The organism is Clostridia bacterium (assembly GCA_026414765.1).
In the GTDB taxonomy this organism is placed as follows: domain Bacteria; phylum Bacillota; class Clostridia; order Acetivibrionales; family DSM-27016; genus SKW86.
This window is the reverse complement of the sequence record JAOAIJ010000005.1, coordinates 1-15,107: the sequence shown is the minus strand read 5'-3', so window position 1 is coordinate 15,107 and position 15,107 is coordinate 1. Positions and strand designations below refer to the sequence as shown.

The following is a 15,107-nucleotide window of genomic DNA, read 5'->3' as shown; positions in this document are numbered from 1 at the left end:
AGGAAGTAATGGCAAAGTTAAAACCGATTTTTGTATGTCAGGAATGTGGTTATGAATCGATGGGATGGCTTGGGAAGTGCCCGGCATGTAGCCAGTGGAATACATTTGTCGAGCAGTTTCAGGATAACTTGCAAAAGTCAGACCATATCCATTACAATGATATTAAGCCGGTCAGTATAAATGATATCAAAGTAGGGGATGAAGAGCGCTATTCCACCGGGATAAAAGAGATGGACAGAGTGCTTGGTGGCGGACTTATAAAAGGCTCATTGATACTTGTAGGAGGAGACCCGGGCATAGGCAAATCAACTTTAATACTTCAAATCTGTGATAAGATTCAGCTTGATTCAAAGTTATTATATATCTCAGGCGAGGAATCTATAAAGCAAATTAAGTTAAGAGCCGATAGACTTGATGTAAGGAATTCCAATTTGCTTATGGTTTCCGAAACAAATTTCAGAGCTGTAGAGAAAGTTATAGAATCAGAAAAACCTGGTCTAGTGATCATAGACTCTATTCAGACCATGTTCAATGAAAACCTTACATCTGCTCCCGGGAGTGTAAGTCAGGTCAGAGATATTACCGCAGGGCTTATGAGGATAGGAAAAAGCCGTGGTATTACGATAATCATAGTAGGACATGTTACTAAAGAAGGAGCTATAGCTGGTCCCAGGGTACTGGAACATATGGTGGATACAGTTCTTTACTTTGAAGGTGACAGACACCTGAGCTACAGGGTATTGAGATCAGTGAAGAACAGGTTCGGATCTACTAATGAAATTGGAATATTTGAAATGAGAGATGTAGGACTGGTCGAAGTTGATAATCCGTCACAGATTATGCTTTCCGAAAGGCCGGAAAATGTTCCGGGATCTGTTGTGATATCAAGTGTTGAAGGAACCAGGCCTATGCTGATAGAAATACAGGCACTTGTCTGCGCAACCAATTTCGGGATGCCAAGAAGGATGGCGACAGGTATAGACTATAACAGAATTACACTTCTTATGGCGGTACTTGAGAAAAGGGTAGGAATGCAGCTAAGCAGCTATGATGCTTATGTAAATGTTGTGGGAGGACTCAAACTGGACGAACCGGCTTGTGATCTGGGTGTGATTACTGCAATAGCATCAAGTTTCAGGAATACGCCTGTGAGAGAGGGTAGTGTACTGATAGGGGAAGTGGGTCTGACGGGCGAAGTGAGAGCAGTGAATCAGATAGATAAGAGAATTATTGAAGCAGCCCGTATAGGATTCAAAAATTGTATTGTCCCTGCTGGAAATATGAAAATAATCAAGCAAATGAAAGATATAAACGGCATAAATATAAAATCAGTAGAAAATGTTCAGCAGGCACTGGAGGTATTATTGTAGTTTATAGTATGCAGTTTACAGCTGAGATAATGAATGGGTATAATTAGGTAAAGAAGTGTAAATGAAAGATACTTTTATATCCAAGATTTTTTGGATTTCAGGGCCTGGACAAATAATATATGTTTCTTGTGATTAGCTGTTTTTAGTGGTTTTGTAACTTTCAAATGTCAACTGTCAGCTGATTTTCGGAGGGGTTATGAGGGAAGAGAGACTTAAGGAAAATGAAATGCTGGATATATTGAAAATGATGTCTCCGGGAACATCATTGAGAGAAGGTCTGGATAACATACTGAGAGCAAGAACCGGCGCCCTTATTGTAATAGGTGACTCCCAGGAGGTTATGAATATTGTAGACGGCGGCTTCTTTATAAATAAGGAATACTCCCCGGCACAGCTATATGAGTTGGCAAAAATGGACGGTGCTATAATTGTGAGCAAGGATTTGAAAAAAATCCTGTATGCAAATGCACTGTTGATACCTGACCCTTCCATACCTACCGAAGAGACCGGTACAAGGCATAAAAGTGCTGAAAGAGTAGCAAGACAGACGGGAGAAGTTGTAATATGTATTTCTCAGCGGAGAAATATTATTACTCTCTATATGGACTCTAAAAAATATATTCTGAGAGATACCCCGACTATCCTGACCAGAGCAAATCAGGCGCTGCAGACCTTGGAGAAATATAAGGCAGTACTGGATGATGCCATGAACAATCTGAGTGTACTGGAATTTGAGGATATAGTGACCCTGGATGATGTTGCCTTGGTTATACAGAGAACAGAGATGGTCATGAGAATAGTTGCAGAAATTGACAGGTATATCTGTGAACTTGGCAATGAAGGAAGACTGATAAGCATGCAGCTTGAGGAATTGCTGGCAAATATCGAAGGAGACGGCCTTCTTGTCATTGAGGATTATATGATACCGGTTGATGATAAATGTGCTGAAGATGTAATGAGACAAATAAAATCACTGAAATATGAGGAACTGATGGAACTTACATTTGTGTGCCGTGCATTAGGATACTATGGTGGAAACAACTCATTTGACATCAATGTATCTCCCAGAGGGTTCAGGATTATGAACAAAGTTCCGAGAGTACCTATGACGGTGATAAGAAAGCTTGTTGAATCATTTTATAATCTCCAGGGGATATTAAAGGCTTCAACTGAAGAACTTGATGATGTAGAAGGTATAGGAGAGGTAAGAGCCAGGATGATAAAGGAAGGCCTCAGGAGAGTGCAGGATCAACTCCTTATCGATAACAGACATATTTAGGACAAAAAATAATACTGTGTGATTTCACACAGTACTGTTTTTATCTTAAGTTATATTTTCCCAACATTTTTACTCTATCCAGTTCTTTGAGCAGTATATCGTACAAATTCAGATCCAATGTATTACATATTGAGGCAAGGTAAAATAAATTTCTACCGATATCCTTTTCAATCAAATCCCTGCAATTTTCGCATAACTTCCCGTCTATATGCGTTTTCATGGCATTACGTACTTCTTCAAAGTCAGCATCCTCGGGAAATGCCTGCTTTTTGGCATGAATCTTTACACAGCCACATTGAGTAACTGATTTCACTACTGCGCGATTGACTCTTGCGTTGGAATCCTGAAATTTTGTTATTAAATCGATAATGCTTTTATTCCTAACAAGCAGTTCACTTGCCGTAAATTGGAATTCATCCACTTTTATGTCTTTCAATATGGCTCACTCCTTAGGTGTAATATTTATGAAACTGTGCTTCAAGGGTTTAGAAACCGCCAGAACCCCTGAATAATGCATAAAGCTTGTAACAAGCGGATTTAAGATTGTTAATTTCATTATAATTGCTGAGTCTGTTACTTGTCAATTGAAAATGAATTGGTAAACATTTCATACTGTAATCCGCAATAAGGCATAAATTTTCCGTTGACATAACCATTACCCCATGTTAAAATAATTCGTTTTGACAATAATATTTCTTTGTAGTATACTGTTTATTGTGGGAAATTTTATTACACAAAATGTTTCAATTGAATCTTTTTTTGATTTTTAAGGCTTCCGGGGGTTGTGAGGAAGTTTTATTTATCGGAGGAGTTTATTATGTTTAATGTTGGGGACAAGATTGTTTACCCAATGCATGGAGCGGGTATTATTGAATCAATTGAAGAAAGGGAGATTCTTGGACAGAAGCAGAATTACTATGTCATGAAAATGCCACTGGGTGACATGAAGGTAATGATTCCTACGCATAATATCGGGGATATAGGTATCAGGGAAGTTATTAGCGGCCTTGAAGTGGACAAGGTATTGAAAGTTTTGGGAGATCAGAATAACAGTATTAACTTGAACTGGAACAAGCGTTATCGGGAAAACATGACGAAAATTAAAAGTGGCAATATCTTTGAAGTTGCTGATGTTGTCAGGTCATTAATGCTTAGGGAAAAGGAAAAAGGCCTGTCTACAGGAGAACGGAAGATGCTGAACAGTGCCCGCCAGATACTTATAAGCGAGCTTGTACTGGCAAGAGGCGTGGATCCATGTGAAATTGAGAACATAATAAATGACCACATTAGTATATGATTGATTAATATCTAAATAGAATAAAACTAGTCTTATTATTTATTTCATTTTTTTGTTTTGATTATTAAATTGAGGATATAGATTTTAGCCTGACTGAGAACTATCCGGCATGAAGCTTCTAGCAGAAATGTCTGATATATTTTCCCGGGCCTTAACTATAGTCAACCAACTCTGAAGCTAAAATTACTTTAACTGTGAACCGTGTGACTGCAATAGGGGTACTAATACATTAGCGGCAAGCACTTTTTGTTGATTTAGTGTATACAACTGTATATTGCATGATATAACCATTTATCTATAGGAAAGAAACATATTCAGGTGTCTATAGGGGAGTTAGGTATAGTGATAAACAATGTAATAAGGGGCTCATTTGCTTTAATAGGCGCAATTACCGGGTTTACACTGACGAGAACAATCTTCATGGTGAATGATATCTCTTTTCAGACAGGTATTGAATTTGGTATATTCTTTATTTTGTCTGTGATTTGCGCACTATTATTCTATGCTACTGCCAATCAGATAATATCGGCAGTATTGAAGCTGCTTGACAAAATCGAAGCGACATTGCAGAAAATGACTATATACGAGATTACAGTGAGTTCGGCAGGTCTGATCGCAGGACTTATCGTTGCTAATCTTATAAATATACCTGTTAACAGGATAGGTATTGTTGGGCTACCGCTTTCTATCATATCTAATATTTTATTTGCATGTATAGGGGTGGGTATAGCACTTGGCAAGAAGCATGAATCCTTTTCGGATTCGGCAAAGGGATTGTCGCAGAAAGGTGCTATGGAGCTAAAAATGCTCGATACAAATGTTATTATTGATGGTAGGATTGTTGACATTTGTAGAAGCGGCTTTCTGGAAGGACAGCTGGTTATTCCGAACTTCGTCCTGGAGGAATTAAGGCACATTGCGGATTCGCCGGATGGATTAAAGAGAAACCGGGGCAGACGTGGATTAGACGTGTTGAATGCTTTGCAGAAAGAGCTTGCTTTTCCTGTCAAAATTGAAAACTTTGATGATGCGACAGGAGCCGAAGTAGATGATAGATTACTTAAGGCAGCTAAAAGGACTGGTTGTACAATAATAACCAATGATTATAATCTTAACAAAGTAGCTAATGTCCATGGGGTACAGGTTTTGAACATAAATGAGCTGGCAAATGCAATGAAACCTATTGCCCTGCCTGGAGAGGAGATGTCCATTCAGATAGTTAAAGACGGTAAAGAAAATGGACAAGGAATAGGATATCTGGATGATGGTACAATGATAGTAGTAGAAGGTGGCAAGAGGTATATGGGCGAACTGGTGAGTGTGATGGTCACCAGTGTTATTCAAACAGCTGCGGGGCGGATGATATTTGCAAAACCCAAAAATGTTATAGAGAGAGTAATATAAAAGCTGTATGAATACAGCTTTTTTTATTGGGTTTTAATCATTGTATTGACAAAATCAGGATGTGGTAGTACTATATCATTATGCGATATATCACTTAACGATATATCGCATAATGATATAGTGTTGAGGATTACAGCCGGAAGGGCCTGGTGTGGAGGAAGAATGGAAACAGGAGCTGGAATATCTGTAAGTGTTGTTATTGTGGCGGCGGGTAAAGGAACACGCATGAATATGGATATTAACAAACAGTATGTGGATGTATGTGGAAAACCGGTTATTGCAAGGACGATTCAGGCTTTTGAAGATTGTGATTCAGTAAACGAAATAATACTTGTGGTAAATGAAGCTGATATAATGTATTGCAAAAAAAGTATCATAGACCTGTATGGGTTTGAAAAGGTAAAATCCGTTGTGGCAGGTGGAAGCGAAAGGCAGAATTCGGTCTATAACGGTTTGAAAGAAGCTAAAAGGGAATCGGATATTATATTGATACATGATGGGGCAAGACCCTTTGTGAGAGAAGAAACGATAATGGCATGCATAGAAGCAGCCAGGGGATTTGGTGCAGCCTGTGCAGCAGTGCCTGTCAAGGACACAATAAAAAAGAGTGATAAGGACGGCTTTATAGCTGAAACCCTTGAGAGAAATGTTTTGTGGTCCATTCAAACACCTCAGGCGTTCAAATACGACATAATAATGGAAGCCCATAAGAAAGCGGAAGAGGAAGGGTACACAGGTACAGATGATGCCATACTTGCTGAAAGATTAGGCGTGTGTACCAAACTTGTGATGGGAAGATATGATAACATAAAAATTACCACAAAAGAGGATTTGGCATTTGCTGATGCAATTATAGAGCATTCTGGACGGCTTTGATGGAAGGTATCGATTGCATCTGTATAAAAAATAAAGTAAATAGCATAACAGATAAAATTAATTCCAGAGTATGGAGGAGTGAATGAAATGGTTAAAGTTAAGAATCTCACCAAGAGGTTTGGTGAGGTGACAGCAGTAAATGGAATAACCTTCGATATCAAGAAGGGAGAAATTTTTGGACTTTTAGGAGAAAATGGGGCAGGAAAGACAACTACTTTGAGGATGCTGGCTACTATGCTGAAGCCTACAGAGGGTACTGCTGAAATATGCGGTTTTGATATCCAAACAAAACCTGAAGAAGTACGGGGTCATATAGGTATACTTTTCGGAGGAGAGAGCGGCCTTTATGATAGGTTGACTGCGGAAGAGAATATCGCTTACTTCGGCGAGTTGAATGACATGAATAAGGCAGAAATTAAGAAAAGAATAAGTTACCTGGCCAAAGCTTTTGGCATGGAAGAATACCTTGACAGGAAAGCTTCCAAGCTTTCAAAGGGTATGAAACAAAAGGTTGCTCTTGCACGTTCTATAGTACATAACCCGGATATGATGCTTCTGGACGAGCCTACATCCGGACTTGACGTAAGCAGTATAAGAGATGTCCATGATTTTATTGCAGATTGCAAAAAGGATGGGAAGACTGTGATATTTTCCAGCCATTCTATGAACGAGGTGGAGAAGCTATGTGACAGGATCGGCATAATTCATAAAGGAAATCTTCTGGACACAGGAACAATTGATGAGTTTAAGAAAAAATACAATGATGATGATCTTGAGGAAATCTTCATTAGATTGGTAGGTGATAAATAATGAACTTAAAGCATATTTGGACTATATTCAAGAAGGAAGTAAAGGATATAACGAGAGACAAAAAGACTATTATTACCAGTATTGTTGTACCTATCATTATTTTCCCCGTAATTTACGGTCTTGTCGGAGGCGGAGTAGAAAAGCTCCAGAAGGACATTAATGAGAACGTGACAATCGGTTTGTCCGAGAACTCCAGAACGGAAGAAGTCAAGTCTATGGTAAAAAGCAAAATAATCAAGGAATATCCTAATATAAAATTAATTGATAATATAGGGGATTCTGTTGAAGCAGTCAGAAATGAAAAAGTCAGAGTTGTGCTTGATTTTGATAAGGATTATGCTCAGAAACTAAAGGATAAAAAGCCTTTTACCATCAGATTGATGTATGATAAGTCAAAGACGAAATCAGAAGGTAGTGTAGGTATTGTAAATGAGGCCATTCAAAAATTCAATATGGGAATGGTCGCAGAAAGAATTTCTGCATTAGGTGTAAGTACCGATATCCTTCAGCCATCAAATATTGAGCATAAAAACGTAGCAGATACCAAAAAAGGCGGCAATCCCATGTTGGGCATGCTGATACCTATGCTGCTGGTCAGTTTCATCGCTACAGGAGGAATACCCGCAGCTACAGACCTTATTGCCGGTGAGAAAGAAAGAAATACATTTGAGCCTTTGCTTACAACAAGACCTAAAAGGATATCCATACTTATCGGTAAATTCCTTACAGTAAACTTATTTGCTTTTATGACTGTATTAGCGAGCCTGACAGGGCTAATAATAAGCTACATATTGAACCCCAACTCTTTGACTATGGGAGTAGGGGATAATGTTACTGGCTTTGATCTGCCAGTGCCTGCAGTATTATTGACACTGTGTATTGCAATTTTACTTGGGTTTATTTTTACAGGGATACAGATAGCACTCAGTACATATGCCAAATCCTTTAAGGAAGCTCAGACCTATCTGGGGTTGTTGATAATCGTAGTTTTAATACCTGCCTATACAACAATGTTCATGCAGGCAAATGATATTCCCGTGTATATGTTCCTTGTACCAATATTGAATACCATATCGGCAATAAAGATGGTGCTCGGGGGAGTGATAATCTATTCAAAACTGATTTTGGCAGTAGGTTCATCCATAGTTTATATGATTGCTACCACTAGTCTTGCAGCATGGATGTTTACGAGAGAAAAGGTTTTATTCAGAAGCTGAAGTAAGAGCTTAGAAAAGGACAATTCTGTAGTCTGAAAGATAAAACTACAGAATTGTCCTTTAATTATATTACTGTAACACAGCTGAATACCTGTATACCCTGGCCTTGTCCAAAGGCTGTCAAACCTTCTCCTGTAGTTGCCGTAATGCCAATACAGTTTTCCGGTATATCCAATAGCTTTGATATACTTGCCCGCATCTCGTGAATTCTGGGTGTTATCTTTGGAGTTGAACACTCTATCGATATAGACACATGAACAATCTTACTCTCCTCAAGATACTTCAGTGCTTCCTTCAGATACACACTGCTATCTGTAATGCCCTGCTTCAGACATAAATCATCACTGACTTTACCCAGTATATTTACGCATGTAACTCCTGATACGGCATTTGTTATCGAATGAAGTACAACGTCAGCATCACTGTTCCCCTGTAAAGGAGCGTGGTCCTCAAATATGACTCCTCCGAGAATGAGCTTTTTACTCTTATCAAAAAAATCAAATCTGTGGCTGTCCTGACCTATTCCTACTTTCATACTTTCTCGCTTCCTTTTGTTGTATTTATCTTTAAATTATAATACAACAAAGGGCTCAAGTATACATACTGACAGAAAGAATGAAAATATTTCCTCAAATAACCTGGGTTATGCTAATAAAGATACTCCTAAATTAGTAGATTATATTGACTTGAGATTCTGGGTATATTATATTTAATTAAAGAGTTGTGTTTACTTAATGAGCATATCTATGAAGGGACTGCGAAAGGTAATGTTTCAAGAGAAGGAGGCCGATTTGCTGGGAGGCTCCTAAACAAAGCTTTTCTTCCCACCCCTGAGATGCAGGTTGAAAGCTTGCCGGTTGAGCACCGATAGAGGCTTTGAAGATGGCCTTGCTATCCTTGTAGAAAGGCAATTTTAGGTGGTACCGCGGGAAAATATTTCCGTCCTGAAGCATTTGTTTTAGGGCGGATTTTCAATTTAAAGGAGTTGATTTCTATGGCACAGGAAAAGAAACTTGTAGAGGCGATAACCTCTATGAATGAAGATTTTGCACAATGGTATACGGATGTAATAAAAAAAGCGGATCTTGTCGATTATTCAAGTGTAAGAGGCTGTATGATAATCCGTCCATATGGTTATGCAATTTGGGAGAATATCCAAAAAGACCTTGACAGAAGATTTAAGGAAACAGGGCATGAAAATGTGTATATGCCTATGTTTATACCTGAAAGTCTGCTCCAAAAAGAAAAAGATCATGTAGAAGGGTTTGCACCTGAAGTTGCATGGGTTACACACGGCGGCAAGGAGGAACTTACCGAAAAACTATGTGTAAGGCCTACATCGGAAACTCTATTCTGTGATCACTATGCGAACATAATACATTCCTATAGAGATTTGCCGAAGCTATACAACCAATGGTGTTCAGTCGTCAGATGGGAAAAAACAACACGTCCATTCCTCAGAACACTTGAATTCTTATGGCAGGAAGGGCATACGGCACATGCTGCCGCTGAGGAAGCGCAGGAAGAAACAATTAGAATGCTGAATGTGTATGCAGATTTTTGTGAACAAGTTCTTGCCATACCAGTTGTTAAGGGAAAGAAAACCGAGAAGGAGAAATTTGCAGGAGCACATGCAACCTATACGATTGAGAGCCTTATGCATGATGGCAAAGCTCTGCAATCAGGCACATCACACAATTTTGGCGATGGGTTTGCGCAAGCATTCGGAATTCAATACACAGATAAAAATAATCAGCTCCAGTATGTACATCAAACTTCATGGGGAGTGACTACAAGGCTAATAGGTGCTGTAATCATGGTTCACGGCGATGACAGTGGTCTTGTACTGCCGCCGGCAATAGCGCCGATTCAGCTCGTAATCATACCGATCCAACAACATAAGGAAGGTGTCATAGAGAAGGCATATGAGCTTAAAGATAAGCTGTCAAAGCAAATAAGGGTAAAAGTTGACGACAGCGATAAAATGCCTGGATGGAAATTCAGCGAGCATGAAATGAGGGGTGTTCCCGTACGTCTGGAGATAGGGCCCAAGGACATAGAAAAGAATCAGGTTGTGCTTGTAAGAAGGGATAACAGAGAAAAGATATTTGTATCAATTGACGAATTGGAAGAAAAACTGCCGCAGTTGCTTGCTGATGTCCAAAGGGGATTGCTTGAAAAAGCAAGACAAATGAGGGATAAGAAGACATTTACGGCAAAAACCCTTGATGAATTTGAAAAAACAATTAATGAAACCCCAGGCTTTGTTAAAGCAATGTGGTGTGGGGAAAGAGCCTGTGAGGATGCGGTAAAAGAGAGAACTTCTGCTACTGCCCGGTGTATTCCTTTTGAACAGGAGCAGCTTTCAGAAAATTGTATGTGCTGCGGGAAGGCAGCAAAACATATGGTCTACTGGGGTAAAGCGTATTGATGGTCATGGGGCAAGATTGTGATAGCTGCAGAATTGCTGTGTATTCAAGCTTTAGCTCCTCATTTATGCTGCTCCAAATGATAAAAGTAAAAAAACTTCGGTTAACCGAAGTTTTTTTACTTTTATATTACTCTTATGTAAATAATTCGAATATTTTTGTTAATACTATAAGCATACGTAATTTCTTCTAGTAAGAAGTATATATTTTTGGAGGGATTTTATGAAGAGGAAAATAATTATGCTACTGGTATTAACTCTCGTACTCACTTCTGTATTAGGGTTTACAGGGATTGGTACCAAGAGTACTGTCGCAGCTCCTTATTTCAAGAAATCAAATTTTGTAGATGGAGTTGTTATTGGTAAAACATTAAATGTAAGACAGGGGCCGGATACAAAATATCCTATAACATGCACTCTTAAAAAGGGACAGAAAGTAAAGGTCTTTGGAATGGTTGGGGATTGGTATGCTTTGTATGAGGTATCGGGAGGCTGTGTAGGTGCTGCATACAGTAAATACATTAAAGTTGCTGATTCAGCAAATATACCTTCGAAGACTCCAGTTACAAAAAAGGCTACTCCAAAAGCTACCCCAAAAGGAACCGGAGCCAAGACTACGCCGTCAACCGGCAAGACAACCCCGCCATCAGGAATATCTCAGGATGAGCAAACACTTCTTGATCTTATTAACAAAGAGAGGGCCAATGGAGGTGTAGCAGCTCTTCAGTTTGATATGGAGCTGATGAAGGTTGCAAGGCTAAAGGCAAAGGATATGGTTGATAACAACTATTTTGCACATGAATCACCTACATATGGTTCACCATTTGATATGATGAGACAGTTTGGAGTAAGCTTTAAAAATGCAGGTGAGAATATTGCCGGTAATGATAGTATAGAGGATGCTGTAAAGAAATGGATGGCATCGGAAGGACACAGAAAAAATATAATGAATGGAAACTTTAATTATACAGGAGTAGGAATTGTTGAAAGTCCTACCTATGGAAAAGTACTTGTACAGCAATTCATTGGACGCTGAAAAGACTGAGGCATCAAAATATCATTAGATGCCGGATTTAGTAAAAAGGGGCTGTTGCAAAACTATAGTTTTGCACAGTCCCTTTTTATGCTCCAAAATAGTAAAATACGGGGACCAAAGGGCCCGCAAGTGTTGTATATTGTATAATTAATTGATGAAAAAACAACACAACAAAAGAACTATACAGGATTTGGCTAATACTGTCAACTGGTCTTGCCAATAAATGCTGGAGTAAATCTTGCGTATTCGGTAACCTTTAACATCACAAAAGGGTCTGTTGTAGAGGCTATTAAGAAAATTCTCGGATATCTGGAAGAAGTGCAGAAGACAGCAGGTGTGGAATTTTTTTATAGAATTGGAAAACGTAAATCCCAGTTGCAGAAGTTTATGGAGAAACTCCAGGAATACAAGGAACGCCAGGAGCAATACGATACCCACAACCAATTATTTGAGGTCAGGAATAATTATTCAAAAACAGATACTGATTCCATTACCGAATGATATGCAGTCCAAATATGATGATTATTTTAAAATTATTATTGCAGACTCAGGGTACGAAAGTGAAGAGAATTACCTATATCTGGAGGGGAGAAGGCAAAAGTACTACATAAAGCCTCAGACCTTTGAACAGTGGAAAAAGAAAAGCTTCAAAAAGGATATCAGCAAACGTGAGAATATGTTCTATGATACACAAAAAGAAAGGTAATGAGCTTATTAAAGTGCGCCAAGAAACTAAAAACAATCCACAGTCAATCATATTTAAGAATGAATAGCTGTGGATTGCTTGATTTTGATGATAAAAAGAGCATCGCTAACTACTTTAAAGTAGTTTTGCGACACTTCTTTTTTTGAACCGGTTTATTTAAGCCATTGGGTGTCTTCTCCTATTTTCCCGGGAGCAGGGGTATTGGCAGTGTTAAGAACATATATCCTCATATTGCCTTTTCCTGCACAACTGGCAGTTAGTGTATTGTTGGTAACTACCTTTTTATCGCCTGTTACAGAATCCACGTATGTGCCGTTGGGTATACTGCTGAAGGTTGAGTCACCAGATATTGTAACTAGAGCAAAGCTGTCTACCTTTTTATCCGTATCCGTAAACCTCTTCTTAAATGCTATTGCCCCGCTAACATTCTCAGTAGAGTACTGACCCTTCTGGAGTGCCGGAATTGCTCTTCTTATGCGATTCAGCCTTGTTACATGCTTTGCAAGGGGGTGGGTCAGGGTAGTGGATATTTCTCCCGAAGCATTTTTCCATATACCGAAATCAGTGGTTTCCACAGTTCCTTCCAAATGCTTGCCGAAATATGCTCTTCCCGTATCTTCAAGAGGCATGTTCGGTCCCATATCGATAACTTTGCCTTCCTTGAAAAGTATTTCATTTCCGTAGAAGATACATGGTATCCCCCTCCAGGTAAACATCAAGTCCCAGTTTTCTGCAAAAGCTGATGCTCCTGCATTATACCTGAGGTAAGTGTTACTTCCGCCCTCTATTGGACTGTAGTCATGGGAATCAACATAGGTTACACTCCATGTAGCGTCATTGGTGTACTTGTCTCCATCCCTAATACTGAATGCAGATGAAGCGTCGCGGAAGTTCCAGTGCATACGGAAGTCGATAACACTCATTCCCGAATATTGAGAGTAGTCAGGTTTGTGATATTCATTTCCAACAAGCAGGTGGTTATTGCTTACAGGCTGCTTGTCAGCACCCATAATACTGGTTTCATAATTATAGGATTCCCACGCTGCTGTCTTATCATCTGCGCTGTAAGTGGTTCTTTCCTTCCATGTATAGAATGGGACGGACAATGCTGCATTGCCTTTGTTCCATACGCCATGGTCCCTAACACATACTTCAGCAAACATGAAGAAATTAGGATTTCCGGCTGCTGCTGCAGCTTTATGAAATGCAGGGGTGAAACGCCTGTTGAAGGTATTCCTGCTGATATGCTTCGCAGTATCTACACGGAAGGCGTCAACTCCCATTTGGATATACCTGCTGTATGCATCTGTCAGGTATTTTTGAACTACGGGCGACTCTGTATTCAAGTCGAGACAATCCTCATGGATTGTACCATACTGGCAGGTATAGTCCTCCCAGTTCTTCAGCCAGTAGCAGTGATACCATTCCGGGTTTAAAAGGGAGAACTGGGATTCATACATTCCGGGCCACTGGAAGTGCCATATTTTATAGCCTTCCGGAGAACTGTACGGACTCTTTACACCCCAGAGCCTGTCAAGCTCTCCGGCATGTGGTATGGTGCCCCCATAGCCCCCAGGCCACCATTGTTTTTCTTCTACACCCTCCCACGGCAGGTCTGGCTTTTCCTTTTGCCACAAATCGCCATTATAGTAGCTTTTTCCGGACTTTGGTTCTATTGAAACTCCATCGTATTCGAAGTTCGGATTGTACTCGTCATAGTAGTCGATAGCTGTTCCGTTCCCCCACTGCGGGTCGTTCAAATCACCCCAGTATTTGACTTCAGCTTTGTCATTGATTCCATATCTTCCACTGTGGTTTAAAACAATATCCTGAATTAATTTGATTTTTCTTGCATGGCACTCATTTATCAGTCGCTGATAGTCATAACCCGGTGATGTCAACCTTCCGTCAATTTTTTCCATATCCCATGCGTGGTATCCGTGGTAATCATAATCACTTCTGTTCAAAACAGGTGCAGAAATCCAGATGGCGGAAAAACCCAGGGCTTTTATATAATCAAGTTTTTCCACAAGCCCTTTGAAGTCACCTCTCCATGGCGGGTCATTATTTGCCTTGTTTCCGCTTGTGTCATCTGACCTGCAGTATCTGTTATTGGATGAGTCACCGTCATAGAATCTGGCAGTAAGAAGGAAGTATATGCTTTCCTCTCTGAAATCCCCATTTGCACTTATGGGTCCTATGTTGTAGAAAAAACTCTCAGTGGTTTTATTTCCGGCACCATCTACAACCAGAAAATTGAAGGTTGTAGTCCTTGATATATTGATCTCTGGGCCAGGTAATCCCGCCAATGCGTCCCCGGACACGTAAACGGGTGATGAGGTTGTTGCAGGAGTACCGTCAACAGTATAGTATGCTGTTGTCGATTTGGATTTATTGTCCTTTATTGTAAAATACACATTTACTGAGCTCTCCGAGTGTCCCACCGGCATACTTGCAGTTATTGAGGGCTTCTCAGTGTCTAAATCAGGATTTATGGTATATGTAAATGATGAAACATTTCCTGCTTGATTATTTCTGTTTACTCCAAGTGCTTTTATTGTTGTCGTAGTTGAGACAATTATGGGTGCCGTATACAGGGTCGAAGCTGTAGTGGGTATCGAACCGTCTGTTGTATAGTAGATTTTGTCATCGGTATTTGTGCTTTTTAAGACTACTGTCTGCCG

14 protein-coding genes are annotated in these 15,107 nt (G+C 39.7%); 11 read left to right on the top strand and 3 right to left on the bottom strand.

Features of this window, described 5'->3' with window-relative positions; all coding sequences use genetic code 11:
* Positions 1-8 precede the first annotated feature (8 nt).
* Together radA and disA are read left to right on the top strand one after the other, a co-directional pair.
* Positions 9-1,370, top strand: a complete 1,362-nt coding sequence (radA, locus tag N3I35_00370) for a DNA repair protein RadA (GenBank protein MCX8128540.1) — start codon at positions 9-11, stop codon at positions 1,368-1,370.
* Positions 1,371-1,566: 196 nt separating this feature from the next.
* A complete protein-coding gene (disA, locus tag N3I35_00365) occupies positions 1,567-2,649 on the top strand; it encodes a DNA integrity scanning diadenylate cyclase DisA (protein MCX8128539.1) in 1,083 nt (360 codons plus the stop codon).
* A 40-nt stretch (positions 2,650-2,689) separates the two neighbouring features.
* Here the strand turns inward: disA and N3I35_00360 are convergent, their stop codons facing one another.
* Positions 2,690-3,085 carry a DUF1573 domain-containing protein gene (locus N3I35_00360; protein MCX8128538.1) on the bottom strand — a complete coding sequence of 132 codons (396 nt, stop codon included), beginning with the start codon at positions 3,083-3,085 and terminating at the stop codon, positions 2,690-2,692.
* Between the two features lie 381 nt (positions 3,086-3,466).
* Between N3I35_00360 and N3I35_00355 the strand changes: the two genes are divergently transcribed.
* The 5 genes from N3I35_00355 (at position 3,467) to N3I35_00335 (ending at position 8,253) form a co-directional block, all read left to right on the top strand.
* A complete protein-coding gene (locus N3I35_00355) occupies positions 3,467-3,946 on the top strand; it encodes a CarD family transcriptional regulator (GenBank protein ID MCX8128537.1) in 480 nt (159 codons plus the stop codon).
* 342 nt (positions 3,947-4,288) lie between these two features.
* Positions 4,289-5,350 carry a TRAM domain-containing protein gene (locus N3I35_00350; GenBank protein ID MCX8128536.1) on the top strand — a complete coding sequence of 354 codons (1,062 nt, stop codon included), beginning with the start codon at positions 4,289-4,291 and terminating at the stop codon, positions 5,348-5,350.
* A gap of 162 nt (positions 5,351-5,512) precedes the next feature.
* Positions 5,513-6,226 carry a 2-C-methyl-D-erythritol 4-phosphate cytidylyltransferase gene (gene ispD / locus N3I35_00345; GenBank protein MCX8128535.1) on the top strand — a complete coding sequence of 238 codons (714 nt, stop codon included), beginning with the start codon at positions 5,513-5,515 and terminating at the stop codon, positions 6,224-6,226.
* Positions 6,227-6,313: 87 nt separating this feature from the next.
* The gene (locus tag N3I35_00340; GenBank protein ID MCX8128534.1) at positions 6,314-7,036 is read left to right on the top strand and encodes an ATP-binding cassette domain-containing protein; all 723 of its coding nucleotides are present in this window, start codon (positions 6,314-6,316) and stop codon (positions 7,034-7,036) included.
* Positions 7,036-8,253, top strand: a complete 1,218-nt coding sequence (locus tag N3I35_00335; GenBank protein ID MCX8128533.1) for an ABC transporter permease — start codon at positions 7,036-7,038, stop codon at positions 8,251-8,253. The genes N3I35_00340 and N3I35_00335 overlap by 1 nt, the downstream gene beginning before the upstream one ends.
* A gap of 64 nt (positions 8,254-8,317) precedes the next feature.
* Here N3I35_00335 and ispF read toward each other — a convergent pair whose 3' ends face one another.
* Complete coding sequence (gene ispF, locus N3I35_00330; GenBank protein ID MCX8128532.1) at positions 8,318-8,788, bottom strand: 2-C-methyl-D-erythritol 2,4-cyclodiphosphate synthase; 471 nt, start codon at positions 8,786-8,788, stop codon at positions 8,318-8,320.
* Between the two features lie 459 nt (positions 8,789-9,247).
* Here ispF and proS point away from each other — a divergent pair, with 459 nt between their 5' ends.
* From proS to N3I35_00310, 4 genes are all read left to right on the top strand, one after another.
* Positions 9,248-10,684, top strand: coding sequence for a proline--tRNA ligase (gene proS, locus N3I35_00325; GenBank protein ID MCX8128531.1), 1,437 nt, complete (start codon positions 9,248-9,250; stop codon positions 10,682-10,684).
* Positions 10,685-10,904: 220 nt separating this feature from the next.
* Positions 10,905-11,717: a CAP domain-containing protein gene (locus N3I35_00320; protein ID MCX8128530.1), complete on the top strand. Its 813-nt coding sequence runs from the start codon at positions 10,905-10,907 to the stop codon at positions 11,715-11,717.
* A 213-nt stretch (positions 11,718-11,930) separates the two neighbouring features.
* The gene (locus N3I35_00315; GenBank protein ID MCX8128529.1) at positions 11,931-12,218 is read left to right on the top strand and encodes a hypothetical protein; all 288 of its coding nucleotides are present in this window, start codon (positions 11,931-11,933) and stop codon (positions 12,216-12,218) included.
* Position 12,219: 1 nt separating this feature from the next.
* Positions 12,220-12,423: a hypothetical protein gene (locus tag N3I35_00310; GenBank protein ID MCX8128528.1), complete on the top strand. Its 204-nt coding sequence runs from the start codon at positions 12,220-12,222 to the stop codon at positions 12,421-12,423.
* 152 nt (positions 12,424-12,575) lie between these two features.
* Here the strand turns inward: N3I35_00310 and N3I35_00305 are convergent.
* On the bottom strand, positions 12,576-15,107 hold a 2,532-nt coding region (locus N3I35_00305), incomplete at its 5' end, for an alpha-amylase family glycosyl hydrolase (GenBank protein MCX8128527.1).

Excerpts from the sequence above, each read along its gene's own strand:
- N3I35_00310 (MCX8128528.1), top strand. The coding sequence starts at position 12,220 with ATGCAGTCCAAATATGATGATTATTTTAAAATTATTATTGCAGACTCA.
- ispF (MCX8128532.1), bottom strand. The coding sequence starts at position 8,788 with ATGAAAGTAGGAATAGGTCAGGACAGCCACAGATTTGATTTTTTTGAT.
- N3I35_00340 (MCX8128534.1), top strand. The coding sequence starts at position 6,314 with ATGGTTAAAGTTAAGAATCTCACCAAGAGGTTTGGTGAGGTGACAGCA.
- N3I35_00320 (MCX8128530.1), top strand. The coding sequence starts at position 10,905 with ATGAAGAGGAAAATAATTATGCTACTGGTATTAACTCTCGTACTCACT.
- N3I35_00335 (MCX8128533.1), top strand. The coding sequence starts at position 7,036 with ATGAACTTAAAGCATATTTGGACTATATTCAAGAAGGAAGTAAAGGAT.
- proS (MCX8128531.1), top strand. The coding sequence starts at position 9,248 with ATGGCACAGGAAAAGAAACTTGTAGAGGCGATAACCTCTATGAATGAA.
- disA (MCX8128539.1), top strand. The coding sequence starts at position 1,567 with ATGAGGGAAGAGAGACTTAAGGAAAATGAAATGCTGGATATATTGAAA.
- ispD (MCX8128535.1), top strand. The coding sequence starts at position 5,513 with ATGGAAACAGGAGCTGGAATATCTGTAAGTGTTGTTATTGTGGCGGCG.
- N3I35_00355 (MCX8128537.1), top strand. The coding sequence starts at position 3,467 with ATGTTTAATGTTGGGGACAAGATTGTTTACCCAATGCATGGAGCGGGT.
- radA (MCX8128540.1), top strand. The coding sequence starts at position 9 with ATGGCAAAGTTAAAACCGATTTTTGTATGTCAGGAATGTGGTTATGAA.